This is a genomic window from Arthrobacter sp. 9V, from assembly GCF_902506065.1.
In the GTDB taxonomy this organism is placed as follows: domain Bacteria; phylum Actinomycetota; class Actinomycetes; order Actinomycetales; family Micrococcaceae; genus Arthrobacter.
Genome location: NZ_LR732912.1, coordinates 3,643,495 through 3,670,035 on the forward strand (window position 1 = coordinate 3,643,495; position 26,541 = coordinate 3,670,035).

Consider the following 26,541-nt stretch of genomic DNA (forward strand, 5'->3'; position numbering starts at 1 on the left):
CTGCGAGGATTTAGCACGCATAGCGGGCCTCACAAGGCTTCGGTCGGCGCCGCTTTCTTATCGACGTCGGCGGTCAGTTGGTCGATTCTGTGGAGGGCTTCGCTGAGCCGGCTCACTGTGTTCCATAGCTTCGGGTGTTGATCCTTCACTTCTTCGAGAGTGGCCCCGGCGGAGGTCAGGGAGGCGAGGTCGAAGCTCACGTTGGTTCGGGCTCCGGCGATGGCTGCACGGAGGGCTCCGAAGCCCACCACGACGTCGGCGATCAAGGCAGGGTTGCCGTTGGAAGCCAGCCAGCCGAGGTCTTCAATGGCCTCGATGGCCCGCTCCCCGAGGACCGCTGATGCTTTGGCGGCATCTACGGATGCCTGGTGGATGGCGTCCTCGCGCTCAGGTCCGGGGTCCAGCCGAAAAGCAGCGCCGAAAGCGTTGGAGGCGGAAGCGTCGTCGTCGGCTAATTGCAGGGCGGTTTGTCGGAGTTCCTTGGCCCGGGAGTGGATACCGGCGAGCTGCTCGCTCTGAGATTCCTCCGCCTCGGTATAGCCAGCCACCATGGACGTCAGCGAGGCCGCGATGGAGAGCATCACCCCTGTTCCGGCGCCGCCTCCCGGGGATCCGCTGGATTCGGCCAGCGCCTTGGTCCACTCCTCAACAGTGGATAGCTGTGTGGTGGCTGATTCAGAATCGTTCATGCCTTCCAGTGTGCCCGGGCTTCCCAAGCTTTGCAGCCTCGGGCTGGATACACTGGCCAGACCTAGGCGTCGAATGAAAAGGGCAGACTCATGACCATTGACCTCGAAGAGCTTTACAAGGACCTTCACGCCCATCCCGAGTTGTCCTTCCAAGAGACCCGTACTGCGGGAATTGCCGCGGGTTATCTCGAAGACCTTGGCTTCGCTGTTCATCGCAATATTGGAAAGACCGGGGTTGTTGGTGTTCTGGACAACGGGCCGGGACCCGTGGTGATGCTCAGGGCGGACATGGATGCGTTGCCGGTCAAGGAAGCAACGGGCTTGGAGTATGCAAGCACGGCCATGGGTGTTGATCATGAGGGCAAGGACATGCCGGTTATGCACGCTTGCGGCCATGACGTGCATGTGAGTTGCCTTGTTGGCGCGGTGGAGGTGCTGGCTGCGCAGCGTGATGAGTGGCAGGGAACCTTGATCGCACTCTTCCAGCCGGCCGAAGAATGGGGCGGCGGGGCAGAAACCATGGTGGGCGACGGGCTGTATGACGTCGTCCCGAAACCCGATATCGTCCTGGGCCAACATGTGGCTCCCTTCCCCGCTGGTTGGTTTGGCATTCGGCCCGGAGTCACCATGGCGTCCGCCGATTCCCTCAACATCACCTTGCACGGACGAGGTGGGCACGGGTCCCGCCCGGAGACGACGGTTGACCCGGTTCTGATGGCAGCTGCAACTACGGTGCGATTGCAGGGAATCGTCTCCCGCGAGCTCGCCGCCAGTGACTCCGCAGTGGTGACCGTCGGGCAGATTCACTCGGGAACCAAGAACAACATCATTCCCGAGACAGCAACGTTGGGCCTGAGCGTCCGCACTTTCAGCGATACAACCAGGGACAAGATCCTTGGTTCCATCGAACGGATAGCCAAGGGGGAATCCACGTCCTCGGGCGCACCCAAGGACCCCGAAATTCAGTTCGAAGAGCACTTCCCGCTAACCGTCAACGATTCCGATGCAACCGGCAGGGTGTCCGCTGCCTTTACAGCCAAGTTCGGCGAAACACAGATCATTGACCCCGGCCCCGTGTCCGGAAGCGAAGACGTAGGAGCCTTGGCGAAAGCCGCTGGCGCTCCCCTGGTTTTCTGGTTCCTGGGCGGTGCCGAGCCTGCCTTGTTCAAGGAGTTCGCCACAACGGGCCGCCTCCCGGAAGACATTCCGTCCAATCACTCGCCGTACTTTGCTCCGGTTATCCAGCCAACACTTGCGCGCGGAACGGAAGCGCTGGTGACGGCTGCCCGGGAGTTCCTGGCCACCAGGTCCTAAACCGCTGCTCTTCCTTCAGCCGCAGAGGAAAGGCGCTGCGAGCGCAGCGCCTTTCCCTTACCTCATGTGTTCGATCCGGCCCAGGATTTCCTAGACCTTCTCGCGGATGCGGTCGATCCTCGGTTCGATGACCTCGGATTCCCTGCGACGGCGGGCCAGGAATGTCCACAGCGTTCCTTCCGTCCGTGGACGGCTCTCTGCTGGTTCCTGGTCCTTGGGTGTTTCTGATGTGCGTGCTTCAGGCTTGCGCGCGGAGTCCTTCTTCGTGCGCCGCTCGAAGTCGTCGTAGTACGCGTAGCACATACGCAACCTCCTTCAACGGCTGTCCTTCAATCGTCCTCGGACATTGCCTTTGCGTCGATGGTTTTGTGCGTTGTGATCAGCTGGCTTAGCGGGCGAGAGCTGCCTGCCGCGCCTCCTCCACGGCAGCCCGGGTTTCCTCCATCATGAGATCGGCATTGATTGCCGCGCCTGCCATCACGCCGGCGGCCGCGGAGGCCATCACCTGTCCGGTCAGGTCAGTGACGTTACCGGCGGCCCACACTCCTGGCACGGACGTTGCCCCTCCGGGAGGAGTCACTTCAATATGGGTTCCGACTCCCATCGGATGTTCCACCGTTGTGGCGCCCAAGGATTCCAACACGCCGCTCCGCGCTTCCAAACGAGGTCCCACCACAACAGCGTCTACCGGGACTGTGGTTCCTGAGGCCAGGACCACCCCGGTCAAAGCGTCGTCTGTTACCTGCAGGGCGCGAACTCTTCCGTCCACCACCTTGATGGAGCGGGCAGCCAGTTCTTCCCATTGTTCTTCTGTGGGCTCCACAACGTCGTTGAGGAACAGGGTGATGTTGGGGCTCCATTGGCGGAACAGCAGGGCTTGGTGCAGCGCCATGGGTATTGACCCAAGGATCCCGATTGCTTTGTTCCGGACCTCCCATCCGTGGCAGTAGGGGCAGTGCAGTACATCGCGCCCCCAACGCTCCCGGATCCCGTCAATATCGGGCAGGATGTCTGTCAGTCCCGTGGTGACCAGCAGACGGCGCGCTTTGACCGTTTGGCCATCTGCCAGGTCCACCTCAAAGCCAAGCCCGGAAGCGTTGGCCGGGTCCGCCGTCGAGCGTGCCGCCACGGCGATGCCGGACGTGATGTCCGCCCCGTACTGGAGTGCTTCGGCGCGTCCGAGGTGCAGCAATTCCTTGGGACTTATTCCGTCCCGCGACAGGAATCCGTGAACCCCGGCTGCGGGCGCGTTACGTGGCTCACCGGAGTCGATGACGAGGACGGACCGGAGGGCCCTGCCCAACGTGACCGCAGCACTTAACCCAGCTGCGCCACCACCCACCACAACGACGTCGTACTGCTCCACAGTGTTGGTCTCAGTTTCCGTACTCACGAAATGCCTCCATGTTTTCAGCGGCCCCGCGCCGCTTCTTCCATGGTTGGTCAGGATCATCTGTATCAGCAAGGAAATTTGCCGATATGGCAAACTGGAGCGATGACTACGGATTTCAGCTCAATGCTCGACGCCGTCGGCCCTCGCCTGCGTGCCATGCGGACCCAACGCAACGTGACCCTGGCGGAAGCTTCGGAAGGTACAGGCATCTCGGTGAGCACGCTCTCCCGCCTGGAATCGGGTCAACGCAAACCCACCTTGGAACTCCTCCTCCCCATAGCGAGGCTGCACCAGGTCCCACTGGAAGAACTCATTGACGCCCCGGAAACAGGTGATCCTCGCATTCATCTGAAGCCGCACGTTCACGAATGGGGAACGGCCGTCCCTCTAACCCGTCGCCCTGGTGGTATTCAGGCCTTCAAGATGGTGCTGAAGAGCGGAACGGGCAAAGAAATTCCCCAGCCCCAATCGCATGAGGGGTATGACTGGATGTACATTCTGAACGGCAAGCTCCGTTTAGTGCTGGGTGAGAACGACTTTGTCCTGAAGCCGGGCGAGGTTGCGGAATTTGATACCCGCACACCACACTGGTTTGCCAGCGCCACCAAAGAGCCCGTTGAGCTGCTGACCCTCTTCGGACAGCAAGGCGAACGGCTCCACGTGCGTGCGAGACCGAAGCGCTGAAACTCTGCAGCTAGGAAGCCAGCCATTCCCGCGCACTCCGGCGCGGACTGTCCGGCTCAACCCCACGCTCTTGCTGATTGATCTCCGCCCACACATCATCGAGGGAAAGTCCGAGGACATCCGCGATGGCGGCAACCGTGGGAAACGCAGGGGTAGCTACCCTGCCTGATTCGATCTTTCGGAGCGTTTCGGGTGACACGCGTGCGTCCAGGGCCGTCTCCAGCATGGAGCGCTCACCCCGGGCACGACGCAAGAGAGCACCGAGACGCTGTCCGCGCTCGGCCTCTGCGGGTGTAAGCGGCAACCTGACCATGGCTCCAATTGTAATACCGGGATAATATGGCCGGGATAGTTATTGGTAACCCATGAAAGGTTTCGCATGATTGAGATCCTGAGCCAAACAGAACTAGGCCGCGCCAGGGAGGCCGGCGCCGTGGTGGCCAACATTCTGCACACGCTGAAGGGCCGCTCAACCGTGGGCACCAATCTTCTGGACATAGACCGATGGGCAAAAAGCATGATCCTCGAGGCCGGCGGCGTCTCCTGCTACGTTGACTATGCACCCTCCTTCGGCCGCGGTCCTTTCGGCCACTACATCTGCACGGGGGTCAATGATGCAGTGCTTCACGGATTGCCCACCGACTACAACCTGGCCGACGGCGACCTCCTGACGCTTGACCTGGCGGTTTTGAAGGACGGAATCGCAGCAGACTCAGCCATCAGCTTCATCGTGGGAGATTCCAAGCCGGCTGAGAGCGTAGCCATGATTGAAGCCACCGAACGGGCATTGCGTGCCGGCATAGCGGCCGCCCGGCCCGGCGCCCGCATCGGCGACCTCTCCTACGCAATCGGCTCAGTGCTCAGCGAGGCCGGATATCCCGTCAACGTAGAGTTCGGAGGGCACGGCATTGGCTCCACCATGCATCAGGAGCCGCACGTACCGAACATGGGCAGGCCGGGCCGAGGCTACAAACTCCGTCCCGGACTACTGTTGGCCTTGGAGCCATGGGTGATGGCCGACACCGCCCAACTCGTCACCGACGCCGACGGCTGGACCCTCCGAAGTGCGACCGGCTCCCGCACCGCCCACAGCGAACACACCATCGCCATCACCAATGACGGTGCCGAGATCCTGACTCTGCCCACGCTCTGACAGTCCCTAGCCGCGCGTTGATCTCTCCCGCACTCCTTCGCGCGACACGCCCCTGTACGGGTCGTGGAACGAACGAGTGCGGGACTCAGCGCGCGCGGGCCAACGAGAGGGGCCCGCGACCACCCAGGGCCAGGCGCCGGATGATGCGACGCGAAGTCCCCGGGCTGACCACTCCCGCCCTCGTTCGCGCGACACACCCCTGTACGGGTCGTGGAACGAACGAGTGCGGGACTCACCGGGCGCAACGTCAAGGCGGTCATAAAAAGAGGGCCTTCACCCACGCCTTGCGCTTGAGGGTGACTCCCGTCATACTAAATGAACGCTATTCATTTAGTGACAGTCGTCTCACGGAGTTAAACCCCCATGATTGAAATCAAACACTCGGAAGCATCCGCTTCCGTGACTACCGGCCCGGCTACTAGCCGGCGGCTGGCCGAAGCAGTTGCCCCCAACGCCCCGCTCGGCGCAGAACCCGACGCCTACCCCGGACGCCGCGTGATCGGTGTTGATGCGCGCCAGCACTTCGCCCGGGGCGGCGGTATCCCCTGCACTACACAGCAGCAGCCTTCGGCCATCTAGAAAGGGCCCACATGAGCCAGACAATCCGCCGCAGCGGCAATGATGCTGCAGAGTCGCACGAGATCAGCGGCAAGGGACTGAAGACGGGGCAGCTGGGGCTCCTCGCCGTCGTCGTTCTTGGCATTTCAACCATCGCCCCGGCGTACACGCTTACCAGCGCGCTGGGACCCACAGTCAACGAAGCCGGGCTGCAACTGCCCGTCATTTTCCTGATCGGGTTCATCCCGATGATCCTGGTCTCGCTGGCCTACAGGGAGCTCAACGCAGACTCCCCTGACAGCGGCACCACCTTCACCTGGGTCACCAAAGCGTTCGGCCCCTGGGTGGGATGGATGGGTGGCTGGGGATTGCTGGCCGCCAACATCATCGTCCTGTCCAACCTGGCCGGCGTGGCCGTGGACTTCTTCTACCTGTTCCTTGCACAGGCCACCGGCTCAGCGGAGCTCGCGGACCTGGCGTCGAACAAACTGCTCAACGTTGCCACATGCTTCGTCTTCGTGGCACTTGCCGTCTGGGTCAGCTACCGCGGCCTGCACACCACCAAGATCGTCCAGTACGGCCTGGTTGGTTTCCAGTTGCTGGTCCTTGGCCTGTTCGTTGCCATGGCGTTCGCCAACTGGTCCACTTCCGAGACTGCCGCGCCCTTCAGCTGGGACTGGTTCGATGTCACCAAGATTGAAACCTTCGGCCAGATCGCAGCCGGTATCTCCTTGTCGATCTTCGTCTACTGGGGCTGGGACGTCTGCCTCACCGTGAACGAGGAAACCGCCAACGGCAAGAAAACCGCCGGTCTTGCCGGCACGCTGACAGCCGTGATCGTCCTGGGCATCTACCTCCTGGTCACCATTGCAACCATGATGTTTGCTGGCGTCGGCGATACCGGGATCGGCCTGAACAACGAGGAAAACCACGCCAACGTCTTCACCGCCCTCGCATCACCGGTGATGGGCCCGTTCGCCATCCTCATGTCCCTCGCCGTGCTCTCCAGCTCTGCGGCATCCCTGCAGTCCACGTTCACCTCACCTTCGCGCAGCCTGCTGGCCATGGCGCACTACGGCGCCCTGCCGGAGCGCTTCAGCCACATGAGCAAGAAGTTCTCGACGCCGGGCTTCGCCACTGTTGCTGCCGGTGTCCTGTCCGCGGGCTTCTACGCGGTGATGCACGTGATCAGCGAGAACGTGCTGAACGACACCATCCTGGCCCTGGGCCTGATGATCTGCTTCTACTACGGACTCACGGCGATCGCGTGCGTCTGGTACTTCCGGAACAGCGTGTTCTCCAGTGCCAGGAACTTCTTCCTGCGGCTTCTCTGCCCGCTGCTGGGTGGCGTTGGCCTGTTCGTGGTGTTCCTGCAGACAGCCGTGGACAGCTGGGCACCGGAGTTCGGCAGTGGATCGGAGATCTTCGGCGTGGGGCTTGTGTTCGTCCTTGGCATCGGCATCCTGGCTATGGGTGCGGTGGTCATGCTGATCATGTCCCGTGTCCGGCCCGGGTTCTTCCGTGGCGAGACCATTCGGAAGGATACTCCGGCCCTGGTAGTCCCGGAGTAGCTCCGCCTTCCGCCGAGTTCGTGGAAAAGCGGTCAGTTCGCAGGGAAGTTTCCCGCGAACTGGCCGCTTTCCCACGTTATAGGCGAGCCCCCAACGTCCCGCCTACCAGTGGTGGGCCACATCCACCACCAGGCGGGAACCGCCGTCGGGCCCGTCCAAAGTGAACACCCTGAACGGAAGGCGGGCCCGGACGCCCAGCCCAATGCTTGTGGTGCCCTCAAAACTGCCCGCGTAAACCACCTGCCGGAACGTCTGGTACCCGGAGACGTTGGACAATTCCGCTTTGGCTGCCGGCTCATACGTTGGCTGGTTGTACTGGTTGTACGACGGCGCCGTGACCATGACTTGCAGATCAGCATCCCCCAGCACCGGGATGGGGAAGCCGGTAGCATCCTGGGTGATCACGGGAACGTACTGAACCGCATATCCGGCCACCTTGCCGGTCATGTCAATCACCAGACGGTCGTAGCAGGGCTGTTGGCCCGTGCGGACGTTGGTGACATTGGCGGAGCTCCAGTCCAGGTCTGCCTTGGCCATGGAACCCCACGTAATATCGCAATATGTTGCTGCCGAGGCTGGCCCCGGCGCCACCAGACCGAGCCCGGCAGCTGCCAAGACCGCTGCCACACCCGCTCCAAATTTCCTCATTTTTTGTGCCCCCTTCAGGCGAAGTTGATACTTCAACAGTAGGAGTGCATGAGGGTGTTTGGGTGGGTTGTGTCCGCTTCGGGGCGGAACCGTTAAGTGGACCTGGCTGCGGTCACAGGAGGGTTATTGAAGAGCGGTTTTTGGGGCGCCGAATGACCACACAGAGGGTCCTCGCACCCATGTTCGTAACCCAAGATAACGAGACCTTGGCGTTACTTAGCCTTCGCAGTCCTTGCAGAACTTGAGGCCGTTCTTTTCCAGTGCAATCTGGGACCTGTGACGGACCAGGAAGCAGGAGCCGCACGTGAATTCGTCGGACTGCTCCGGGACCACAATAACGGTCAGTTCTTCACCGGAAAGGTCTGCGCCGGGCAGGTCAATTCCTTCCGCGGTATCGTTTTCCTCGACGTCGATAACCGCAGTCTGCGCAGTGTTTCCACGGGATGCCTGAAGGGCCTCAAGCGATTCGGCGGGAGACTCTTCTTCTGTCTTGCGCGGGGCATCGTAATCAGTAGCCATTGAGGTTCGCTTTCGTTGCTGCATGGTGCCTCTTCCGGCACCTCAGTGAAGCAGTTTAGGGCATATCACACGTGATCAACGAATAGTGTGCCCAACGCGACATTCTGCAGCATTCCCGGCTGGTTCTACGGTTTTGTTTGCACCTTCACAGCGTGCGACTGGATGGCCTGGGCGCCGGCCACTGTGACACCGCTGAGGGCAGGCAACCAGCTCAAATCATTCACGGTTCCATGCCCGTCTGCACGGTTTTCCTCCGCTGACGGACCAGCGCAATCCAGGACGTAGGCTGCCTCGATCCAGTTTGCGATAGTGGCGCCGATTGAGGTGGCGATTGAGGCTAGTGATCCGATCATGAGGCAACGGTATCCAGCGTGCATTTGGGGGCGGTTTCCTGCGGATCACAGGCTTGTTAACTCCTCAGTCCTGCAAGGCCCGCTCCACAATGTACTCCGCAATGGCCATGGATGAAGTAGCCCCCGGAGAAGGTGCGTTGCGCACTAAAACCGTGTCCCGGCGTCGTGCGATCACAAAGTCGTCCACCAGGGATCCATCGCCGTTCATGGCCTGGGCACGCACGCCCCGGGTGCCGGGAAGAATGGTGGCGCCTTCCAGCGAAGGCACAGAGCGCATGGCCTCGCGGATGAATTTCTTCTTGCTCACTACGGTCTGGAATTCCCGAACGGCTGATGGAACATTCTGCCGGGCAAAATTCCAAAAGCCTGGAAAGAGTGTGTAATTCAGGACATCGCGCACGTTCACCTCATTCCACGCGTAGGACTCGCGGCCAAAGGAGATGAACGCGTTGGGGCCGAGCATCATTTCGCCGTCGATGCGTTTGGTGAGGTGGACGCCAAGGAAAGGATGCTTGGGGTCCGGAACGGGGTAAATGAGGCCCCGCACGTGATCCCGGGCCTCCTTACCCAGGAGGAAGTACTGTCCAAAGAACGGCACGATCCTTGGGGTGGCAGGTTCGCCGGTGGACTCGGCCACGCGGTCCGACTGAAGACCGGCGCAGGCCACCACGAGGTCGTAGTGTTCGCCCCCGTCCTTGGTACTGACCACCACACCCTGATCCTGCTGTTCAAGGGCAATGACTTCCTGCCCGAGCCGAATAGATCCGCCGTGGCTGCGGACGTCATCGGCGAGCGCGTTGGTGATGGCCGTGTAGTCAACGATCGCCGTTTCCGGCGAGTGCAAAGCGGAAAGCCCGACGGCGTTCGGCTCCACCTCGCGTATCTGCCCGCTTCGCAGCATTCGGGCGCCGGGGACGCCGTTGGCTGTGGCGCGGGCGAAGATCTTGTCCAAGCGAGCCGATTCCTCGGGTGTTTGTGCGATGACCAGCTTGCCGCAGGCTTCGTAGGGCAGGTCCTTCATGGCGCAGAATTCCTGCAGCAGCTCCACTCCCCTGCGGCACAGCTTTGCCTTCAGCCCGCCGGGTTCGTAGTACAGGCCTGCATGAACCACACCCGAGTTGTGCCCGGTCTGGTGGGCTGCGAGCCGGTCTTCCTTTTCGTACACGGTGACCTGGACGTCGTCGAGTCTGTTGGCCAGTTCCCTGGCAACAGCTATTCCTATGATGCCGCCACCAACTACGGCGCACCGCTTGATGGTCCTCTGTGGAGGGTGGGGCATGGCACTCCTCGTCGTTGGCGTGGATCCGTCCCGGGGCCGGGTCTGAGTCAGTCACAGCATTACACGGGCATTGCTTGCGCGGCACGTGTTGGCCCGAAAACAGCACAAAAAAGGGCGGCACACGTGGTGCCGCCCTTTTCCGTGAAACGAATTACTTGCTGCGTGGCTGACTATGCAGTCGGCTGATCAAAACGCTGGCCGGCCGGGTTGGACGGCAGGAGCGCGAAAATGAACAGTGCAATTCCGCCCAAGCCTGGAATAAGACCAAGCAGGACGATCCAGCCGCTGAAGTTGCCGTCATGGAGACGGCGAACAAGCAGGGCAATGGACGGGATGAGGATTGCCAGGTAGAAGACGAGGGCCAGAATAAGGCCTACAACCGATCCCGGACCGGGTGTGGCGGTGCCGTTTGCAGAAACGGTTGCCCCGGCACTGCCGAGAACCAAGGTGAGGATCTGCAGGACGAAGCCCACAACGCCCAGAACCAGGGCGACCCACCAGTATTCGCTGCGGCTCGCGCGGCCACTGAATGCGGTGTACTTCTTGAAGAAACGCTTGACCGCGGCGCCAATGGGAGCGCCGTAGTACGGTGCCCACAGCGGCGGCTCGCCGGCCTGGACGCCGTACTGCTCGGCTTGTTGCGGTTGTTGCGGGTAAGTGCTCATTGGTATATCCCCCGGGTTAGGTGTGAGTCGTGATGAAGCATCGTGCTCAGTTGTGAGTCGTGCTTATCGTAATGCCCCGGCGGCGAATTAGGCAGTTCGATGGAGGAAATTAACCCGGATTTAGCTTGGTAACGGAATATTTCGCCTTGGAGGGCTTTCCATGAGACAACATTCCCCAGGCGCTAACTGACAGTGAACACGTCGATTTCCACGGAACCGGGCCCGCGGCGTCCCGTTCCCACCATGATGGTGTGGTTGAGCCAAGTCCATTCAGGGGAAGCAGTGGAAAAGCGCGGGCTGCATCGGAAATAGATCAGTGCAGGATCCACTTCCTCTCCCCGGTTTAACCTGGCGATATCTTTCTCGGCACCGAATCGGAGAGCCGCGTTGTGAACGTAGATGACCGCTCCACCATCTAGTTCCACGGCGTAACGGGCATCCAGTTCCGTCAGCTCGGCACTCCGGAGGATCTGATAGTCAGCCCCGGCCGGCAATACACGCCCTTGGATCTGCGGCCCGGATACCGTCCCACCGGTAATAGGCACGATCCGCCGGTGCCCCTCCGGGGTGATCCCTGCATCAATAGGCTCGCCCACATCAACACTCAAAGTGGCGAGGAACGTCAACGCGGGCGCCTCCGGAATAAGCGTCACTGCGCGTAGTCCTTCCGAAGATCCATCTTCCGGATCTTTCCGCTGGCTGTTCGCGGCATTTCCTCCACGAACACCACGGATTTGGGGATTTTGTACCGCGCCAACCGGCCTTCCAGGTGCGAGCGCAGTTGTTCCTCGGTCAGGGATTCCCCGTCCCGCAAGGTGACGATCGCCCGCGGTACTTCTCCCCATTTCTCATCGTCGACTCCGATCACGGCCACGCTTCCCACCGCGGGCAACTCTGCGATGGCAGCTTCCACCTCGGCCGGGTAAATGTTCTCGCCGCCGGAAATGATCATGTCCTTTATGCGGTCCGACACGAACAGGAACCCTTCCCCGTCCTGATAGCCCATGTCCCCGGAGCGGAACCACGACGAATCGGAATAGCTTTCTGCGGTGGCTTCAGGCCGGTTCCAGTACTCCTTAATCACGTTGGGGCCGGAAATCTGGATCTCCCCCACCTCGCCACGGGCAGCAATGCCACCGAGCGGATCGGCAATACGCACGTCCGTGAAGAAGTGCGGCAGCCCCGCAGAGCCTGCCTTTTCCGCGGACCGCGATACCGGCAGCATGGTGGCCCCGGGTGCAGTTTCCGTCATGCCGTAACAACTGGTGAAGCCTATACCGCGCTGTTCATACGCATCCAGCACCCTCTGCGGAACCGCGGAACCGCCGCAGGTGAGCTTGTCCAGGGAGCTGAGATCCGCCGTCGACCATCCGGGATGATCACAGAGCATCTGGAAGGTGGTGGGAACGCCGTTGAGCGTGGTGACCTTGTGCTGCCCCACGAGTTCCAGTACCCGGCCGGCGTCGAACTTGGCTTCAAGCACCACAGTTGCGCCCTTAAGCAGCATGGGAAGCAGGCCCATGTCCAGGGATGCCACGTGGAACAGCGGCGAGATCATGAGCGCTACATCGTTGCGGTTCAGGTCCATATCCACCACAGTGTTGATGCAGTTCCAGGTGATGTTGCCGTGTGTGAGCAGCGCACCCTTGGGCTTGCCGGTAGTGCCGGAGGTGTAGAGGATCATGGCGCCGTCGTCCAGCGTCACGCTTTCATCCAGCGCCACCGGGGACACCGCCTCCAGCACCCCGTCATAGTGCTCGACGCCGGATGGCAGCTCAAGCGCGGAACCGCCAGTGACGTCGTCGGGCACTACCGCAAAACGGTGGGTTACCTCGGTGTCGAGGCAGGACGCAGCGGCAACAGCCTCCAGTGCGGCGGCGCTGATGAGGAGCCGCGCACCGGAGTCCTGTAGCTGATATTGCAGCTCCGGGGCCGCCAGGCGGGTGTTCAACGGGACGAAGATCGCGCCCAGCAGCCCGCAGGCGAAGAACGTCTCCACGAAGGACGGGTGATTCTCACCGAGGTAAGCAACCCTGTCCCCCTTGTCTACGCCCCTTTTTTTCAGTGCATTGGCCAAGCGGTCGGCCCTGCCTGCGAGTTCTTCGTAGCTGAGGGTTTGATCACCGGAAATGACGGCCGTTTTGGGACCGGACTTGATCCGGCGCCGGTGCAGCCAGGATCCAACTCCGTTGTTGTCCATGGTGCGGTGCTCCTAACTGACCGTAGAGAGGTCGTTGTTCTTAGACTCCCGCGTCAGCAGGATGAAGACAATCGATACCAGCGACATGACGGACAGGAACACCACCACGGGAACGATGCTCTGGCCGGCGTCCTTATAAAGGCCTGCCACGATGCCGGGCGTGAAGCCGGCGCCGATGAGGGTTGCCAACTGGTAGCCCACCGCTGCGCCCGTATAGCGGTTGGTGGTGCCGAACTGCTCGGAAACGAACGCTGCAAGCGGGCCGTAAAGGGACGAATGCAGGATCAGCGCCACCGTGAAGGCCAGGAAAACCAGGGCGATATTGCCGGAGCTGAGCATCCCGAACATGGGGAACAGGTACACAATGAACAGCGCCAGGGCGATGACCATGACGGGGCGGCGGCCGAAGCGATCGGAGAGCCTGCCGCCCAGGAGGACAAACAGGATGGAGATGGCCGAGGCCCCAGCAAAGGCATAGAGCACGCCCTGCTGTGGTGCGCCCTTGGACACCGCATAGGTCACGGAGAACGTGGGCAGCACTACCTGGAGACCGAATCCCGCAGCACCGGCAAACATGATCATGATCAGGGCCTTGGGACGCTTCAGCACTTCCAGCAACGGAATCTTGCGTTTGGTGCCTTGGGCGTTTTCCTTGGCTACGGCTTCGGCGAAGATGGGGCTCTCGGAAACCCGCAACCTCACGAACATGCCAACGATTAAGAGCACGAAGGACAACAGGAACGGAACCCGCCAACCCCAGGCCAAGAACGCATCCTGGGGAAGTGCCGAGAATATACCCATCACAACGGTGCCCAGGACTGCGCCCGTCGGCGCACCGGCATTGACGAATGACGCCGCAAAGCCGCGCCGCTTAGGATCAGAATGCTCCAGGGCCATGAGTGCAGCCCCGCCCCACTCACCGCCCACTGCGATTCCCTGGCAGACACGCAAGACCACCAGGAGCACGGCGCCCCATGGACCAATAACGTTGGCTCCGGGAATCAAGCCAATCAACGTCGAGGCAATACCCATCATGGCCATGGACACGATCAGCATGCCCTTGCGGCCAATGCGGTCTCCGAAGTGTCCGAAAATGATGCCGCCCAGAGGCCGCGCTACGTATCCGGCAGCGAACGTCGCGTAGGCGGCCACAACGCCCACCCACTCATCAGTGCCGGCGAAGAAAACTTTGGGGAAAGCAACCGCTGCGGCGGTCGCGTACAGCAGGAAATCGTAGAACTCGATGGTGCTGCCCAGATAGCTGGACAAGATGACCGTGCGCGCTTCTTTGCGCTTGGCGGCCGTGCTCGACGGTACGAGCGCAGTGTGTCCTGACATGGCTGTTCCTTGGGAGAGGAGGGACGGGCTTGGTTCTTACTTGTAGAACCGGTTTCTACTTGTAGAAGCGGGCAAGGAATTCGGCGACGACGGCGGGGCGTTCCTGGCCTTCGATTTCGATAGTGGCGTTGACCTTGATCTGGGCGCCGCCTTTGACTTCGGTGACCTCGGCGATGCTGCCGTTCATGCGGACTTTGGAACCGACTTTTACCGGTGAGGTGAAGCGGACCTTGTCCAGGCCGTAGTTGACCTTAGTGGTCACGCCCTCAACGTCGAAGAGTTCGCCCCAGAACGGGATGATCAGGGACAGGGTGAGGAAGCCGTGCGCGATCGGCGCGCCGAACGGGCCGTCCTTGGCGCGCTCGGGATCAGCGTGGATCCACTGCTGATCGTCGGTGGCGTCGGCGAACAGGTTGATCTGCTGCTGGGTGATTTCGCGGTAGTCGGTGGTGCCGAGTTCCTTTCCGGACATGGTGAGCAGGGTGTCGAAATCGACGACGAGATTGGGCATCTTTGCCTCCTGTTGAGTGTTGGTTGAAGAGATTTAGTTGGTGAATGCACTGGCGCCGGTGAGGGCCCGGCCAATGATGAGGGCGTTGATCTCGTGGGTGCCTTCGTAGGAATAGACGGCTTCCGCGTCGGCATGGAAACGCGCGACGTCGGCGGCCAGGGTGATGCCGTTACCGCCCACCACTTCTCGGGCGAGGGCGACGGTTTCGCGCATCATCAGGGACGTCTGCATCTTGGCCAGGGCCGAGTCCTGGTCCCGGTAGATTCCCCAGCCCTGCTGCTCGGTCAGCCGCACTACGAGCGACAAACTCGCAGTGATGTTGCCGAGCATCCGGGCCAGCTTTTCCTGGACCAGCTGGAACGAACCCAAGGAACGGCCGAACTGCTGGCGTTCCTTCACATACGCCAAGGCGGCTTCGAACGCACCGGCCTGGATGCCAGTGGCGATCCAGGCCACGTCCGATCGCATGGCCCGCAGCATCGCGGCGACGTCCTTGAATGAGTTCACGTTATGCAGGCGCATGGCCTCCGTGACGCGAACATTCTCCAGGGTGATGTGGGCGTTCTGCATCATCCGCAGGGACGTCTTGCCCTGAATCTTCTCCAGGCTCACGCCGGGGGCGGCCCGGTCCACGAGGAAGGCTTTGACCTGCCCGTCCGCGGTGTCGCGGGCGAACACACACAGCACATCCGCTGTGGAGGCGCCCCCGATCCACCGCTTCGAGCCGTCCAGAACCCAGCTGCCGCCGTCGGCGTCTTCTTCGAAGCGGGCGGTGGTGGAAAGCCCGCCCGCTATGTCCGAACCGTGCTCCGGTTCGGTCAGGGAAAAGACGCCTTTGAGGGAGAAATCGATGACCTGGGGCATCCACTCGCGCTGCTGCTCCGTCGAGGCCCCCACCCTGATCGCTGTCCGGAACAACCCTGCCTGGGCGGTGTACCAGGTAGCCAACGATGCGTCCGTGCGGGCGAGTTCGAAGATCCGGAAACCGTGGAAGATCCCCCTCGCCGGTGCATCGACCGTGAGATCGGCCGGTTCCATCAGGTCAAGGTCGATCAACGGCCGGGCCAGCTGCTCCGGGAATTCGCCGCGTTCCCAGTACTCCGCCAGCAACGGCTTCGCCTCAGCGTCAAGGAAGCTGCGCAAGCGGCCCAACACCTGGCGTTCCTCAGTGGTGAGGAGCGCTTCGGCGTCGTACCAGTCGGCTACCGAATACAGCCGCTGATCCGTACTTGGTGCTGTGGTGGTGGTCATCTCAAGCACCTAAACCCAGCAGCCGGACGGCGTTGTCCTTGAGGATCTTCGGCCGGACTTCGTCTTTCAACGGGAGGTCAGCGAAAGCACCCAACCATTTCTGCGGGGTGATCAGCGGGAAGTCCGTGCCGAACAGGACCTTGTCCTGCAGCACCGAATTTGATGCCCTCACCAGGGATTCCGGGAAGTACTTCGGTGACCAGCCGGACAAGTCAATGAACACGTTGGACTTGTGCGTTGCGATGGAGTTCGCCTCGTCCTGCCACGGCACCGAAGGGTGGGCCATGATGATCTGCAACCCCGGGAAATCCGCGGCCACAGCGTCGAGCAGCAACGGGTTAGAGAACGCCAATTTGATCCCGTACCCGCCCGGAAGGCCAGCCCCCATGCCGTTTTGGCCGGTGTGGAAAATACACGGCAGCCCCAACTCCTGAAGAGTCTCCCAGAGCGGATAGAACGTCTCGTTGGACGGGTCGAAACCCTGCAACGAAGGGTGGAACTTGAACCCCCGGGCGCCCAGTTCGACTGCCTGGTGCTTGGCTCCGGCGATCGCGTCTTCCCCCGTGCGGGGGTCAACGCTGCCGAACGGGATCAGCACATCATTGTTGCGGGCAGCTCCGGCAATCAATTCCGGGATGCTGTTCGGCTCATGCTTGAGCTGCGTCCTGGCATCCACGGTGAAAACGACGGCGGCCATGTTCAGCTCCCGGTACACCTCCGCGATCCTGTCCAGCGACGGCGACCGGTCCTCGGACTTGAAATACTTCGCCGATGCCTCAGTCAACGCCTCCGGAAGCGAACCATGCCCGCAGCTGTCCACCTCAAGATGGACGTGCATGTCGATCGCATCCAACGCAGCCGCGTCGATGCCAAGTTCATAGCGGTCAGCCATGATCAGCGCACCTCGACAGGTTCCGGCTGCAGCTCTGCGGGCAACGGCAGGAATTCCTCACCGAAACTCTGCAACGCTTCAGGCCCGAACAGGGAGCCGGCGTTTTCCTGCAAGGCTTCGTAGCTCCAGCCACCCTCGCGGTACTCGGTGCTCGCCGCCGTCGGGTGCGTCCACACCTGCAAACGGTCACCACCGGCACCGATCGCCTGGCCCGTAATCCCGGCAGCCTCATCAGAGGCGAGGAAGGCAATCAGCCCGGCGACGTCGTCGGCCGTTCCAAAACCCAGATCGTGGCGGAAGAACGCAGGCATCGCCTCGCCACGCTCTTCGGCTTCTACGGCTTTCTGGAAGTAAGGAACGGTCTTTGTCATGGCCGTTGCCGCCACCGGAATCACCGAGTTCACCGTCACACCGGCCTTCTTCATCTCCAAAGCCCACGTCCGGACCATGCCCACAATTCCGGCCTTCGCCGCCGCGTAGTTGCTCTGCCCGAAGTTGCCGCGCTGGCCAGTGGGCGAACCGATGGTGATGATCCTGCCCGCGACGTTGTTTTCCTTGAAGTACGCGAACGCCTCACGAACACACGTGAACGTGCCCTTCAGATGCACATTGATGACCAGGTCAAAATCCTCGTCAGTCATCTTCAGCAAGCTCTTATCCCGCAAAATCCCTGCGTTGGTGACCAGGATGTCCAAACGGCCGAACGCCTCAACAGCACCCGCCACCAAAGCCTTCGCAGCATCGGTCGACCCCACCGGAACCACCACGGCCGTGGCCCGGCCGCCGTCGGTTTCTATCTGCGCAACGGCCTGGGCAGCAGTCTCAGCATTCACGTCGTTAATGACGACTGCGGCACCCTGGCGGGCGAGTTCCCTCGCGTAAGCGAGTCCAAGACCCTGTCCACTCCCGGTAACGATTGCAACCTTGCCGTTCAAGCTCATGGCGTGCTCCTTCGCATGCAGTAACCGGCCGAAGCCGGTGAGGCCGATCCCACTGCCTCGTGAGATCCTTGTCATGATCAATGAGAATACGGATCATTGAAAAAGTCAACGATTGTTTTTCATTACTATTGGAGTTGTCATGGGCCCGCAAAGCACCGAAGTGGAAACCCCGCGCCTCGCCGCAGCAAAAATAGGCAGTGATGTGGGCCTGTTGTTGGCCAAACTGCATGCCACCGGTTCCCTCCTGAACAACAAGGCCCTGGCCGACTACGGCCTCCGGGAACGGTCCTTCTCCGTGCTGACGCTCGCATGCAGCGGGTTGGAACCCACCCAACGTGAACTCGCGGACTTCCTCAGCTTGGATCCCAGTCAGGTAGTCAGTCTTGTGGACGATCTGGAGCACCGCGGGCTGGTCAAGCGAGCCCAGGGCAAGCAGGACCGTCGTGCCAAGATCATCGTCGCCACTGCTGAGGGCCGCCGCATCCACACCAAGGCGCGGGCAGGGCTGGAAGAGTGTGAGCGGACCCAACTCGCCGCCCTGACGGAGGACGAGAACGCGCAGCTGAGGGCACTGCTCAAGAAAGCCCTGTGGGGCTAAGCTTCCCTGCGAGCGCCGGAAGGCTCCCCTCCTGAGCTGATGGCGTCGGATGGACATCTGCACAGCAGCCATTGGCAGCCGTATGCACCTGTCCATATCGGCGTCGGCGCCCTTCTGTCAGGATCGAGAACTATGAGCTTCCCTCTCTTTCACGATCCCCTGCAGGGCGCCGTCACCGTTGACGCCCCCGTTCGCGATCCTCAAATCCACCGCCAACCCCGCCTGAACAGCCGGCCCTCACGGTCCACAAGCCATCGACCCGAACAGTCACGAAACCTCAGACAGCGCGAGGTAGCCGGGGTTGCCGAAGACCTTCGTGCCCTCATGGAACAGGCTGCCATAAAGCGCTGAATCCCAAGCTGGAGGCTAGCTTCTAAAGGTGTAGATCCGCCCTAAGTGGGTATAGGTAGGGGAAACCCCTCGCAATCTATGCCACTCGTGACGGCCGGAGGTGTGCAGTGAGCTGGAAGACTTCCAAGCGATGGGCGGAGCCTAAGAGCTCTCCCGAATCTGCGGTACTGGATGTACTCATCCCCACCTGCAACCGCCCCGCGGAAGCGGCGGTGACTTTAGCTGGTTTGGCTGCGCAGTCCGAGCCGTCGTTCAGGCTTGTGATGAGCGACCAATCGGACGGTAGCCCTGACTGGGAACATCCCGCAGTTGCCGCCATGCTCCGGCTACTGGAGGCGCAGGGACGGACGGTTGCCTTGTTCCGCCATCTTCCTCGACGAGGACTCGCAGAACACCGGCAATTTCTACTGGAGCAGTCCAGCGCAGCACAATGCCTTTTCCTGGATGATGATATCTGGCTGGAACCAGGCGCTCTTATGCAGCTGAGCCGGGCTTTGGACGATCTAGGCTGCGGCTTTGTGGGCATGGCCCCCAAGGGCTCTCCTACCTTGAGGACAGGAGACCCGAGGAAACTGCAGCCTTTGAAACATGGCAAGGGCCAGTGACGCCTGAACGCATTCAACCCGGTACCACTGCCTTCAACCGGTGGCCGCTTCACAACGCGGCCAATGTGAGCCACCTGAGCGTCGAAGTCCCACTGCCCCCGGAAGGATGGGTTCCGTACCGGGTAGCTTGGCTGGGCGGATGCGTGCTTTATAACAGGCAGGCCTTGATTGATGCCGGCGGTTTCTCCTTCTGGCCGGTTCTTCCCGCCAACCATGCGGGCGAGGATGTGGTGGCGCAATGGCAGGTCATGGAAAAGTACGGAGGTGCCGGAATCCTGCCTTCAGGCGCTGTCCACCTCGAATCGCCCACCACCGTAATTGATCGACGCGTTGAAGCTTACGAGGTGGTGTTGGACATCAATCCGACACGCGTGACATGACCGGCCCTCTCTCCCCGACTAGTATCACTGGTTGGAGCGTCACCAAGATGCATAGCGGAATATCGAAGGGTACAGCGATGGAACTGGGGGCCACACGCGTCGAAGTGTTTGCCGACGGCAGGGTAACTGTAGGCGGAGAAGCCATTTCTCCACCCGAGGGAATTGACCCCTACTCGGCTGCAATTGCGGTACTTGCGGACTACGCCAAGTCGTCCGGAGCGCCGGTTTTGGCGGATGCGATCGACCATGCCAAGGGGCAGGAAGGCCGGTTCCACGTGCATCCGGACGGGCGGGCGGAAGCGGTGACAGGATTCCCCGGCGCCGTGGACACGTCGCCTGCCGAAGCAGCCCAGCCTGTTGCCCAAGGCGCCCAGGCTGACACCGAAGCTGCTACGGCAAAGCCAAACGCCTCTCCGATGAACCCAAGCTACGGATCCGCGCACCTTGAGACCCAGTTCGTCAGGCCGGACAGGCCACGCCCCACCACTGGAATCCGCGGCGCTCTGTATTCGGCTACGGGAGGTTTCGTCAACCTGGGCCCCAGCGCCAAGGACCAAGACGAGGCCGAACTGGAGCGCCGGATCGCCCGTCCCCTGTCCGGCAGCTTCAACACAGCGATCCTCAGCCTCAAGGGCGGCATCGGCAAAACATCCACCACCGTGGGTGTAGGAATGATCCTTGCCGAATACCGCGGTGACCACCCCTGCGCGATCGACGCCAACCCTGACAGCGGGGACCTGGCCGAGCGTGCACTCGGTGAAATGCTTTACCAAAAGGTCAAGCCGCGCACCATTACGGACATCGTCCGGGACATCGACCAGATCACGTCCCTGACCATGCTCACCGATTACATGCATCACGCCAACAGGCTGCACCTGGTGGCAGGCGAGCAGGATCCCGCGTTGTCCGATGCCCTCACGGCCGCTGAGTATCTGAAGATCAAGCACTTGGTTTCCCAGTACTACTCAGTGACTCTCACTGACTGCGGCACAGGCGTGTCACACCCGGCCATGGCCGGGGTGCTCCCGGAAGCAACCAACTTGGTCATCGCCTCCGGCTACGCCGTGAGTGGTGCCAAGCGTGCCCGCAATACGCTCCAATGGCTGGCCGACCATGGGTATGAGAATCTGGCAAGAAACGCCATTGTGGTGGTCACGGACAAGGACCAAGTATCCAGCCGAGTCAATAAACGTGCCATTGAAGAGCACCTTGCCGGTTTCTGCCGGCAGCTCATCACTGTGCCTCACGACCGCGGCGTCGCAGACGGCGATCGCATCTCTTTGGACAAGATTTCGGGCGGGACCCGGCGGGCCTACAAGGAGATCGCCGCAGCGATCGTGGACGGCTACGTCTAGGCCGGCTACAGCCCCTACGGGCTACCCTGTGCCATCGCGTGCGCCGCACCGAGTATCTGTTGCTGGGTGCGGCCGGCAACGCCCCCGTCCCAGGCGGATGCCGCCGGGTACCGGATGGCCAGATGCTGGAAAGGTGCGTGGCCCAAGACCTCGGCGGAGATCCCGGCGGACTCCTTCAAGAGGGATTCAGGTACGCCCGGGTGCAACTGCGGCCCCAGTACCAGCAATTGCGGCACCCTCAAGGAATCCTGTCCCACGCGGACGCTGAGACCTGAGGCCCCGACATGCAGTTCCACGCCAAACTCCTGCACGTTGGCCCGCACCGCGGCCTGCTCCAGGGCAGCCGGATCTGCCAGCGCATCGATGCCGGGAGCGGTGATCAGCACGTCGAATGCCTCCACCACGCCTGCCTCCGTACGGTACGCAGTCACTGCACCGGCGAATCCTTGACCGGAAAACAGCCGGATCCCCAACGGCATGTCCTCCCGAAGCCCTGCAGTCAACACGGCCGGGTCCCATGCTTCATGAAGAGGCTCTGCGGGACCCATGTACTCCAGAGTGCATCCGGCAGCAGCCAACATCGCGGACGTGAAGGCTCCCAGCATCAGGTCGCCCGTGGCAGCGTGCAGCACACTGCCGAACATCACGACGGCGGGGCTCACCTCTGGCGCGTCGGTCGCCGTTAAGGCTTCGGTCGCCGCAGAGTCCTCGTTGGCCAGTAGGGCATCGCGCACCTCGCCGTCGGATCCTTCCACCACCCAAGGGATTAGTGCGGCTTTGAGAAATGCCAGCAGCGGGTAACTGACGGCCGCTTCGGCTTGTGTCTGAAGTGCGACGATGCCGCTCCCCGACGAGGCAGCCGCAGCCTGCTGAAGATCTATACGCAGCGTGCTGCTAAGCCATGGACGGCCCGCTGGGGTGGGAACGGGCACCAACGGTATTGAACTCATGCTCCCCATTCCGCGTTGATGACCTCGTTGGACTGCGGATCAATGAGAAGTCCTTTGGTTCCGATCACCGTGATCATGAGGAAGGCGCGCACGGCCTCAGCAGTGTCTTTGTCATAAGGGCAGTTGACCTCAGAGACCCAGGCGTCACCGGCAAGCTGGTGGGCTACCTCCTCACCAAAGACCCGGCCCACTTCAGAATTCGGCACGTTCAGGGGAACGCTGATGAGCCCCAGATCTTCCCCCGCGAGATTCACTACAAGGTTCTCGGAGCCCTCCACAGCGTTGACAAAGAACTTGTTTTCGAACTCGCCGCAGGCATAGGCGAACCGGCCTTCGCGCGGATCCTCATCGCAAATCAGGTGAAAGTCATAGCTCATGGTGAACAACCTCGTGATCCTGGTAGAAGGTCTGGACCGTCACGGGTGAGCGGCTGGTACGAAGAATTCTTGCCCTACCAACAGGTAGAGGAACAGGGCGCTCCCCGTTGGCGATCACTCCTTCTGAGCGGTCTCCGGAAAACATGATCACGGGAGCGCCAGCGGCCCGGAGACCGGCAATGAAGTGGTCGTGCATCATCATGCCGCTACCGGTGGTCCTGCTGGTGACCATGGCGAAAAGACCAACATCTGCCCCTGAGGGAAGGTAACTTGCAAGGGCCCGCAGCGGCTGGTTTCCCGTGGCCGCCAAAATGTCATAGTCGTCTACCAAGAGCACGATCTTGGGGCTACGGACGGGTGCGCTGCTTCCATCGCCTAACCGGTCCCGCGCCTGGCCTGCAACGAATTCCGCCAGCTGGGATGCCTTTTGTGCGTTGGACGCGTACTCACCCAGGTACTCATCAGGAATGAAGTCCTGCAGCTGCTGTCGAGGATCGAACACCGCAAAGGCCAGCTCACCCGGTTGGTGCGAGGCCATCAGCTGAGAGGCTGCCGTCCGCAGCAGGTTGGTCCGGCCGGTTTCAGGGTCCCCAACCACCACGGCTCCCCTGTCCGCGCCCAACAAATCAAGGTTCTCAGTGCCGGCGTCGTGCTCCCGGACCCCCAGCGCAATGCTGCCGCGCACAGGACGGTGGTCCCGTGTAAGCCGCGTGATGGCGGGCAGGATGCGCACCGGAGGAGCGGTCAAAGCACTGTACTGGTGCAGGACCGCACCCAGCTCAGCCAGTTCCTGCCCGGCATTGTCCTGATCCGGGGTTGGGGACAGCGATGGAAGGGCGAAGTGCCCAATGGTCTTGTCCATTGTCAGGGCACGTCCTGGCCGGTTTGCCCCAAGAGTTGTTGCCAGGCGGCGGTCCAGTGAATCCGTGGGATCAGCAAGGTGCAGCTCAATCCTTGTTCCCAGGAGCGACTGCCTGGACATCCGGACGTCGGACCAATTCCGCAGGCTGACCAGCACGTGAACGCCCAAGGTGCTGCCGCGTGTCATGACGTCATGTACTGCTTCCTCCAGTTCGGGGAATTCGGAGGTCAGGCTTCCGAAGCCGTCGATTACAAGGAAAGCGTCGGTGCACGACAGCTCTCCCAGCCCTCCCCGCGATCGAAGCGCACGCATGGCTTGTAGTGAATCCAGTTTGTGGTGATCGAACACGGACTGCCGGACGTTAAGCAGCCCTTGGACCTCCTCAATGGTTCTCCGGAGCAGTTCCCGGTTGCCGCGGCCGGCCACCCCGCTGCAGTGCGGAAGCCCGGCCAGCCCTGTGAGGGCATTTCCAAGGAGGTCCACCGCGTAGATATTGATGTCATCCACCCCATGGCTCAAGGCCAGCGATGCCGCGATGGTTCGCAGCGCAGTGGATTTTCCGCTCTGCGGGGCGCCGATGATCGCGAGGTTGCCGCCGCGGGCGGTGAGATCCAGGTGCCATGGCCCTTGCCACTGACGGGCGGGGTCGTCCAGGATCCCGACGGCGGGGCTGAGGTATTGCGGTTGGGCGAGCCTGGGCCCTATGGAGGTGAGGTCCAGTGAGGCACCGGTTCCCGCCAGGGACACGGCAACCGGCAAAGGCGGAAGCCATACGGGTTGGGTTAGGCGCGGCTGTTCGGCGGCGAAACCCACGACGGCGGAGAGGATGGTTGCGCTTTCTGTCTCTTCCTGGGAGCGCTTGCCTCCTACGGAACCGCCCCTCATCATCGTGCTGCTCATCAAGGCGTCATCAGAGACCTCGGTGATCGAATCTTCTGCCAGGCGGAAGGACTGCACGGGGACGGACTCCGCAACTGTATCTACGGCGTCGTCCTCCGGCGACGGCAACGCACCGGAGACGTACGCCGCACGGAATCGTTTGAACACGGTGGTGTCCACTTTGAGGATGCCGTGGCCGGGGGTACTTGGCAGGTGATAGGCATCGGGGACATCGATGATGGTCCTGCTTTCGCTCTCCGAATTGGTGTGGAGCGCTATCCGGTAGGCCAGATAGGTATCGAGCCCGCGGAGCATGCCTTGCTCCACTTTCTGGGATGCCAAGAGCAGGTGAATGCCGATTGAGCGGCCGATCCTGCCGATGGACAACAAGAGGTCGATGAAATCTGCCCGTGCAGTCAGCAACTCCCCGAATTCGTCGATGCACACGAACAGGTAAGGAAGCGGCTCAGCAAGTGCCGGGTTGTCAGGGTGCCTGCTGCGGGCGCTTCGATAATCGTTGATGTGGGCAAAGTCGCCACCGTTCTTCAGCAACTCCTGCCTGCGTTTAACCTCTCCCGCAAGGCTGGAGTAGATTCTGTCCACCAAGCTGGCGTCGCTGACCAGGTTTGTGACCAACCCTGAAACATGAGGGGCGGCCTCGAACGGGGCGAACGTTGCGCCGCCTTTGTAGTCCACCAGGACCATGTTGAGGTCCCCAGGTGAATGGGTGGCGATCAACGACAGCACAATTGTTCGCAGGAGCTCGGACTTGCCCGAACCAGTTGCGCCGACGCATAGCCCGTGCGGACCCATGCCTTGTTGGGCCGGTTCTTTCAGGTCCAGGTGAACCGGTGTTCCGTCCTCGTCTTCTCCGATGGCAACCCGCAGGAAGTCCGAGCCGCGCTGGCTCTTCCATAGCCGGAGCATGGCCTCGGCTGTGTAGTCGGTCAGACCCAATGCCTCCGCGTAGCTGCGCGAAGACTTGTGCTCCCCGAATTCGTGGGACAACTCCGAAAGACGCAGCGGCGCCAACGCCCTGGCTACGGATTCGGCAACCACCTCAGGCACGTCATCAGCAACGCCTTGCATGGTTTGGCCGGTGGCGGTAGCTTCCAAGCTCAACGCGTCAGGCGAGACCATCAGACGGAGATCAACGCGTTCCGGCTCTTGCTGCTGTTCAGTCAAAACATGGATTCGAGTCACCGCAAGCCGGGACAACGGAAGGTCAGCCGGCACTCCGGGGAGCGCAGCAGCGTTTTGCCCCGGGAGGTCCGTGACAATAATCAGTCGCGGAAGGGCGTCCGCGGGGACTTGTTGGAAGTTTCGGGCGGCGCTGTTGACGGCTGTGAGCCGCGCGCCCAAGGAGTTTTCCAGCAGGCCGGCCAGTTCGGTCAAGGAACCCGCCCTGCGAAGTGTTCCGCGGTCCTGCAGATGTGGCAGCCATTTGGTCCACTCCCAGTTCTCCAGCTCGGCTTCACCAACAACGATCGCCAGCTCCACGTCCTCGGGAGACTGTGCCGACGTGAGCTGGCAGACGAGGCTGCGGCACACCGTCAGTGCCGTTTCCCGGTCCCCCACGATTGATACGTCGGACACTGCACCCAGAGGCAGCGTCAGCGGCATATCAGGATTGCTGCCAAAGCGTCGGCGCAGCTGTTCAGCTTCAGAGAGCATGAAGGCGTCAGGACGTTCAACAGCATCCCCGCTGTCCTGAATGGTGATAGGCCTGCGCGGAACACTGCCGGTGCCGAATCGGGTAACCAGGAAGTCAGGACTTGTCCGGCGGCGCTCCCAGAGCCGGTGGGGATCGTTGACTACGCTCTGCACCAAGCGGTTCACCGGCGGATGGGCCGCATTTGCACGAGCCCGGGCACGTTGTTCTTCTGCCTCAAAGTCTGAGCGGCGGCGCCTGAGGTAGTCCATATACAGGCGGCGTTTGGTCGCCCTTTGTCGCGTAGCCTTGCCGCGCTGGGAGAACATGAGCACAACCGAAGCCAAAACAGTGGCCACCATCATGATCGCGCCGATGCCGGCCAGGGATGACCCCCGGAAGAGCATCATAACCGTTACCGATGTGGCGGCTCCGAGCATGGGTACCAGGGCAAGGAGGTTCATCCCGCCTGCGCCCCCGGCCAGCTGCGGAGGGGCATCCAACAGGGCAGCTTCAGGCGTCTTCTCAGGAAGTGTGGTCCGTGCAGGACGATGGACAATCCGTGTTGTCATGC

Annotated in this window: 28 protein-coding genes and 1 pseudogene; 10 read left to right on the forward strand and 19 right to left on the reverse strand. The window is 61.7% G+C overall.

The window, feature by feature from the left end; translation table 11 throughout:
- Positions 1 to 29 precede the first annotated feature (29 nt).
- Positions 30 to 689: a cyclodeaminase/cyclohydrolase family protein gene (locus BACI9J_RS16665; protein WP_159735352.1), complete on the reverse strand. Its 660-nt coding sequence runs from the start codon at positions 687 to 689 to the stop codon at positions 30 to 32.
- Positions 690 to 779: 90 nt separating this feature from the next.
- On the opposite strand from BACI9J_RS16665, the gene BACI9J_RS16670 reads away from it, so the two are divergent.
- Positions 780 to 2,003 (forward strand): amidohydrolase, encoded by a 1,224-nt coding sequence (locus BACI9J_RS16670; RefSeq protein ID WP_159735353.1) that lies wholly within the window; start codon positions 780 to 782, stop codon positions 2,001 to 2,003.
- Positions 2,004 to 2,093: 90 nt separating this feature from the next.
- Here the strand turns inward: BACI9J_RS16670 and BACI9J_RS16675 are convergent, their stop codons facing one another.
- Both BACI9J_RS16675 and BACI9J_RS16680 read right to left on the reverse strand, forming a co-directional pair.
- Positions 2,094 to 2,306: a hypothetical protein gene (locus tag BACI9J_RS16675; RefSeq protein ID WP_159735354.1), complete on the reverse strand. Its 213-nt coding sequence runs from the start codon at positions 2,304 to 2,306 to the stop codon at positions 2,094 to 2,096.
- An 85-nt stretch (positions 2,307 to 2,391) separates the two neighbouring features.
- Positions 2,392 to 3,396, reverse strand: coding sequence for an NAD(P)/FAD-dependent oxidoreductase (locus BACI9J_RS16680; protein ID WP_236558733.1), 1,005 nt, complete (start codon positions 3,394 to 3,396; stop codon positions 2,392 to 2,394).
- A gap of 102 nt (positions 3,397 to 3,498) precedes the next feature.
- On the opposite strand from BACI9J_RS16680, the gene BACI9J_RS16685 reads away from it, so the two are divergent.
- Positions 3,499 to 4,080, forward strand: a complete 582-nt coding sequence (locus BACI9J_RS16685) for a helix-turn-helix domain-containing protein (protein WP_201296600.1) — start codon at positions 3,499 to 3,501, stop codon at positions 4,078 to 4,080.
- A gap of 10 nt (positions 4,081 to 4,090) precedes the next feature.
- On the opposite strand, the gene BACI9J_RS16690 is transcribed toward BACI9J_RS16685, so the two are convergent.
- Entirely contained in the window at positions 4,091 to 4,393 is a 303-nt protein-coding gene (locus tag BACI9J_RS16690; RefSeq protein WP_159735357.1) for a helix-turn-helix domain-containing protein, read from the reverse strand.
- 66 nt (positions 4,394 to 4,459) lie between these two features.
- Between BACI9J_RS16690 and map the strand changes: the two genes are divergently transcribed.
- From map to BACI9J_RS16705, 3 genes and pseudogenes are all read left to right on the forward strand, one after another.
- Positions 4,460 to 5,233 carry a type I methionyl aminopeptidase gene (gene map / locus BACI9J_RS16695; protein ID WP_159735358.1) on the forward strand — a complete coding sequence of 258 codons (774 nt, stop codon included), beginning with the start codon at positions 4,460 to 4,462 and terminating at the stop codon, positions 5,231 to 5,233.
- A 474-nt stretch (positions 5,234 to 5,707) separates the two neighbouring features.
- Positions 5,708 to 5,812: pseudogene (locus tag BACI9J_RS16700) on the forward strand (agmatine deiminase family protein); the annotation flags it as partial.
- Between the two features lie 11 nt (positions 5,813 to 5,823).
- Complete coding sequence (locus BACI9J_RS16705; RefSeq protein ID WP_159735359.1) at positions 5,824 to 7,362, forward strand: APC family permease; 1,539 nt, start codon at positions 5,824 to 5,826, stop codon at positions 7,360 to 7,362.
- Positions 7,363 to 7,464: 102 nt separating this feature from the next.
- Here the strand turns inward: BACI9J_RS16705 and BACI9J_RS16710 are convergent, their stop codons facing one another.
- From BACI9J_RS16710 to BACI9J_RS16765, 12 genes are all read right to left on the reverse strand, one after another.
- The gene (locus BACI9J_RS16710) at positions 7,465 to 8,010 is read right to left on the reverse strand and encodes an AMIN-like domain-containing (lipo)protein (protein ID WP_159735360.1); all 546 of its coding nucleotides are present in this window, start codon (positions 8,008 to 8,010) and stop codon (positions 7,465 to 7,467) included.
- A gap of 216 nt (positions 8,011 to 8,226) precedes the next feature.
- Entirely contained in the window at positions 8,227 to 8,529 is a 303-nt protein-coding gene (locus BACI9J_RS16715) for a DUF4193 domain-containing protein (RefSeq protein WP_024819766.1), read from the reverse strand.
- Positions 8,530 to 8,654: 125 nt separating this feature from the next.
- Positions 8,655 to 8,882 (reverse strand): hypothetical protein, encoded by a 228-nt coding sequence (locus tag BACI9J_RS16720; protein WP_159735361.1) that lies wholly within the window; start codon positions 8,880 to 8,882, stop codon positions 8,655 to 8,657.
- Between the two features lie 64 nt (positions 8,883 to 8,946).
- A complete protein-coding gene (lhgO, locus tag BACI9J_RS16725; RefSeq protein ID WP_159735362.1) occupies positions 8,947 to 10,161 on the reverse strand; it encodes an L-2-hydroxyglutarate oxidase in 1,215 nt (404 codons plus the stop codon).
- 170 nt (positions 10,162 to 10,331) lie between these two features.
- On the reverse strand, positions 10,332 to 10,826 hold the full coding sequence (locus tag BACI9J_RS16730) for a DUF805 domain-containing protein (protein ID WP_159735363.1): 495 nt from the start codon (positions 10,824 to 10,826) through the stop codon (positions 10,332 to 10,334).
- A 182-nt stretch (positions 10,827 to 11,008) separates the two neighbouring features.
- The gene (locus BACI9J_RS16735; RefSeq protein WP_159735364.1) at positions 11,009 to 11,479 is read right to left on the reverse strand and encodes a DUF3237 domain-containing protein; all 471 of its coding nucleotides are present in this window, start codon (positions 11,477 to 11,479) and stop codon (positions 11,009 to 11,011) included.
- Positions 11,476 to 13,026: an o-succinylbenzoate--CoA ligase gene (gene menE, locus BACI9J_RS16740; protein ID WP_159735365.1), complete on the reverse strand. Its 1,551-nt coding sequence runs from the start codon at positions 13,024 to 13,026 to the stop codon at positions 11,476 to 11,478. Before menE ends, BACI9J_RS16735 begins: the two co-directional genes overlap by 4 nt.
- Positions 13,027 to 13,038: 12 nt before the next feature.
- Entirely contained in the window at positions 13,039 to 14,364 is a 1,326-nt protein-coding gene (locus BACI9J_RS16745; RefSeq protein WP_159735366.1) for an MFS transporter, read from the reverse strand.
- Between the two features lie 55 nt (positions 14,365 to 14,419).
- Entirely contained in the window at positions 14,420 to 14,875 is a 456-nt protein-coding gene (locus BACI9J_RS16750) for a MaoC family dehydratase (protein ID WP_159735367.1), read from the reverse strand.
- Between the two features lie 33 nt (positions 14,876 to 14,908).
- Complete coding sequence (locus tag BACI9J_RS16755; protein ID WP_159735368.1) at positions 14,909 to 16,126, reverse strand: acyl-CoA dehydrogenase family protein; 1,218 nt, start codon at positions 16,124 to 16,126, stop codon at positions 14,909 to 14,911.
- A 1-nt stretch (position 16,127) separates the two neighbouring features.
- Positions 16,128 to 17,018 (reverse strand): amidohydrolase family protein, encoded by an 891-nt coding sequence (locus BACI9J_RS16760; RefSeq protein ID WP_159735369.1) that lies wholly within the window; start codon positions 17,016 to 17,018, stop codon positions 16,128 to 16,130.
- 2 nt (positions 17,019 to 17,020) lie between these two features.
- Positions 17,021 to 17,959: an SDR family NAD(P)-dependent oxidoreductase gene (locus tag BACI9J_RS16765; RefSeq protein ID WP_159735370.1), complete on the reverse strand. Its 939-nt coding sequence runs from the start codon at positions 17,957 to 17,959 to the stop codon at positions 17,021 to 17,023.
- A 139-nt stretch (positions 17,960 to 18,098) separates the two neighbouring features.
- Here BACI9J_RS16765 and BACI9J_RS16770 point away from each other — a divergent pair, with 139 nt between their 5' ends.
- The 5 genes from BACI9J_RS16770 to BACI9J_RS16785 all read left to right on the forward strand — a co-directional run bounded on the left by BACI9J_RS16770 (position 18,099) and on the right by BACI9J_RS16785 (position 21,248).
- Positions 18,099 to 18,557: a MarR family winged helix-turn-helix transcriptional regulator gene (locus BACI9J_RS16770; protein ID WP_159735371.1), complete on the forward strand. Its 459-nt coding sequence runs from the start codon at positions 18,099 to 18,101 to the stop codon at positions 18,555 to 18,557.
- A 132-nt stretch (positions 18,558 to 18,689) separates the two neighbouring features.
- Entirely contained in the window at positions 18,690 to 18,908 is a 219-nt protein-coding gene (locus BACI9J_RS16775; RefSeq protein WP_159735372.1) for a hypothetical protein, read from the forward strand.
- A gap of 212 nt (positions 18,909 to 19,120) precedes the next feature.
- Positions 19,121 to 19,513, forward strand: a complete 393-nt coding sequence (locus BACI9J_RS24435) for a glycosyltransferase family 2 protein (RefSeq protein ID WP_236558734.1) — start codon at positions 19,121 to 19,123, stop codon at positions 19,511 to 19,513.
- Positions 19,510 to 19,893 (forward strand): hypothetical protein, encoded by a 384-nt coding sequence (locus BACI9J_RS24440; RefSeq protein WP_236558735.1) that lies wholly within the window; start codon positions 19,510 to 19,512, stop codon positions 19,891 to 19,893. The genes BACI9J_RS24435 and BACI9J_RS24440 overlap by 4 nt, the downstream gene beginning before the upstream one ends.
- A 77-nt stretch (positions 19,894 to 19,970) precedes the next feature.
- A complete protein-coding gene (locus BACI9J_RS16785; protein WP_236558736.1) occupies positions 19,971 to 21,248 on the forward strand; it encodes a MinD/ParA family ATP-binding protein in 1,278 nt (425 codons plus the stop codon).
- 14 nt (positions 21,249 to 21,262) lie between these two features.
- On the opposite strand, the gene BACI9J_RS16790 is transcribed toward BACI9J_RS16785, so the two are convergent.
- From BACI9J_RS16790 to eccCa, 3 genes are read right to left on the reverse strand one after another with little or no spacing between them, the layout of a single operon-like run.
- The gene (locus BACI9J_RS16790) at positions 21,263 to 22,198 is read right to left on the reverse strand and encodes a DUF6177 family protein (protein ID WP_159735373.1); all 936 of its coding nucleotides are present in this window, start codon (positions 22,196 to 22,198) and stop codon (positions 21,263 to 21,265) included.
- The gene (locus BACI9J_RS16795) at positions 22,195 to 22,575 is read right to left on the reverse strand and encodes a hypothetical protein (RefSeq protein WP_159735374.1); all 381 of its coding nucleotides are present in this window, start codon (positions 22,573 to 22,575) and stop codon (positions 22,195 to 22,197) included. Before BACI9J_RS16795 ends, BACI9J_RS16790 begins: the two co-directional genes overlap by 4 nt.
- Positions 22,565 to 26,539, reverse strand: coding sequence for a type VII secretion protein EccCa (eccCa, locus tag BACI9J_RS16800; RefSeq protein WP_159735375.1), 3,975 nt, complete (start codon positions 26,537 to 26,539; stop codon positions 22,565 to 22,567). The genes BACI9J_RS16795 and eccCa overlap by 11 nt, the downstream gene beginning before the upstream one ends.
- Between the last annotated feature and the right edge of the window lie 2 nt (positions 26,540 to 26,541).

Bases quoted from the DNA above. Each gene is read 5' to 3' on its own strand.
- BACI9J_RS16665 (WP_159735352.1), bottom strand. From the start codon at position 689: ATGAACGATTCTGAATCAGCCACCACACAGCTATCCACTGTTGAGGAG.
- BACI9J_RS16670 (WP_159735353.1), top strand. From the start codon at position 780: ATGACCATTGACCTCGAAGAGCTTTACAAGGACCTTCACGCCCATCCC.
- BACI9J_RS16675 (WP_159735354.1), bottom strand. From the start codon at position 2,306: ATGTGCTACGCGTACTACGACGACTTCGAGCGGCGCACGAAGAAGGAC.
- BACI9J_RS16685 (WP_201296600.1), top strand. From the start codon at position 3,499: ATGACTACGGATTTCAGCTCAATGCTCGACGCCGTCGGCCCTCGCCTG.
- BACI9J_RS16690 (WP_159735357.1), bottom strand. From the start codon at position 4,393: ATGGTCAGGTTGCCGCTTACACCCGCAGAGGCCGAGCGCGGACAGCGT.
- map (WP_159735358.1), top strand. From the start codon at position 4,460: ATGATTGAGATCCTGAGCCAAACAGAACTAGGCCGCGCCAGGGAGGCC.
- BACI9J_RS16705 (WP_159735359.1), top strand. From the start codon at position 5,824: ATGAGCCAGACAATCCGCCGCAGCGGCAATGATGCTGCAGAGTCGCAC.
- BACI9J_RS16710 (WP_159735360.1), bottom strand. From the start codon at position 8,010: ATGAGGAAATTTGGAGCGGGTGTGGCAGCGGTCTTGGCAGCTGCCGGG.
- BACI9J_RS16715 (WP_024819766.1), bottom strand. From the start codon at position 8,529: ATGGCTACTGATTACGATGCCCCGCGCAAGACAGAAGAAGAGTCTCCC.
- BACI9J_RS16720 (WP_159735361.1), bottom strand. From the start codon at position 8,882: ATGATCGGATCACTAGCCTCAATCGCCACCTCAATCGGCGCCACTATC.
- lhgO (WP_159735362.1), bottom strand. From the start codon at position 10,161: ATGCCCCACCCTCCACAGAGGACCATCAAGCGGTGCGCCGTAGTTGGT.
- BACI9J_RS16730 (WP_159735363.1), bottom strand. From the start codon at position 10,826: ATGAGCACTTACCCGCAACAACCGCAACAAGCCGAGCAGTACGGCGTC.
- menE (WP_159735365.1), bottom strand. From the start codon at position 13,026: ATGGACAACAACGGAGTTGGATCCTGGCTGCACCGGCGCCGGATCAAG.
- BACI9J_RS16745 (WP_159735366.1), bottom strand. From the start codon at position 14,364: ATGTCAGGACACACTGCGCTCGTACCGTCGAGCACGGCCGCCAAGCGC.
- BACI9J_RS16750 (WP_159735367.1), bottom strand. From the start codon at position 14,875: ATGCCCAATCTCGTCGTCGATTTCGACACCCTGCTCACCATGTCCGGA.
- BACI9J_RS16755 (WP_159735368.1), bottom strand. From the start codon at position 16,126: ATGACCACCACCACAGCACCAAGTACGGATCAGCGGCTGTATTCGGTA.
- BACI9J_RS16760 (WP_159735369.1), bottom strand. From the start codon at position 17,018: ATGGCTGACCGCTATGAACTTGGCATCGACGCGGCTGCGTTGGATGCG.
- BACI9J_RS16765 (WP_159735370.1), bottom strand. From the start codon at position 17,959: ATGAGCTTGAACGGCAAGGTTGCAATCGTTACCGGGAGTGGACAGGGT.
- BACI9J_RS16770 (WP_159735371.1), top strand. From the start codon at position 18,099: ATGGGCCCGCAAAGCACCGAAGTGGAAACCCCGCGCCTCGCCGCAGCA.
- BACI9J_RS16775 (WP_159735372.1), top strand. From the start codon at position 18,690: ATGAGCTTCCCTCTCTTTCACGATCCCCTGCAGGGCGCCGTCACCGTT.
- BACI9J_RS16785 (WP_236558736.1), top strand. From the start codon at position 19,971: ATGGAACTGGGGGCCACACGCGTCGAAGTGTTTGCCGACGGCAGGGTA.
- BACI9J_RS16790 (WP_159735373.1), bottom strand. From the start codon at position 22,198: ATGAGTTCAATACCGTTGGTGCCCGTTCCCACCCCAGCGGGCCGTCCA.
- BACI9J_RS16795 (WP_159735374.1), bottom strand. From the start codon at position 22,575: ATGAGCTATGACTTTCACCTGATTTGCGATGAGGATCCGCGCGAAGGC.
- eccCa (WP_159735375.1), bottom strand. From the start codon at position 26,539: ATGACAACACGGATTGTCCATCGTCCTGCACGGACCACACTTCCTGAG.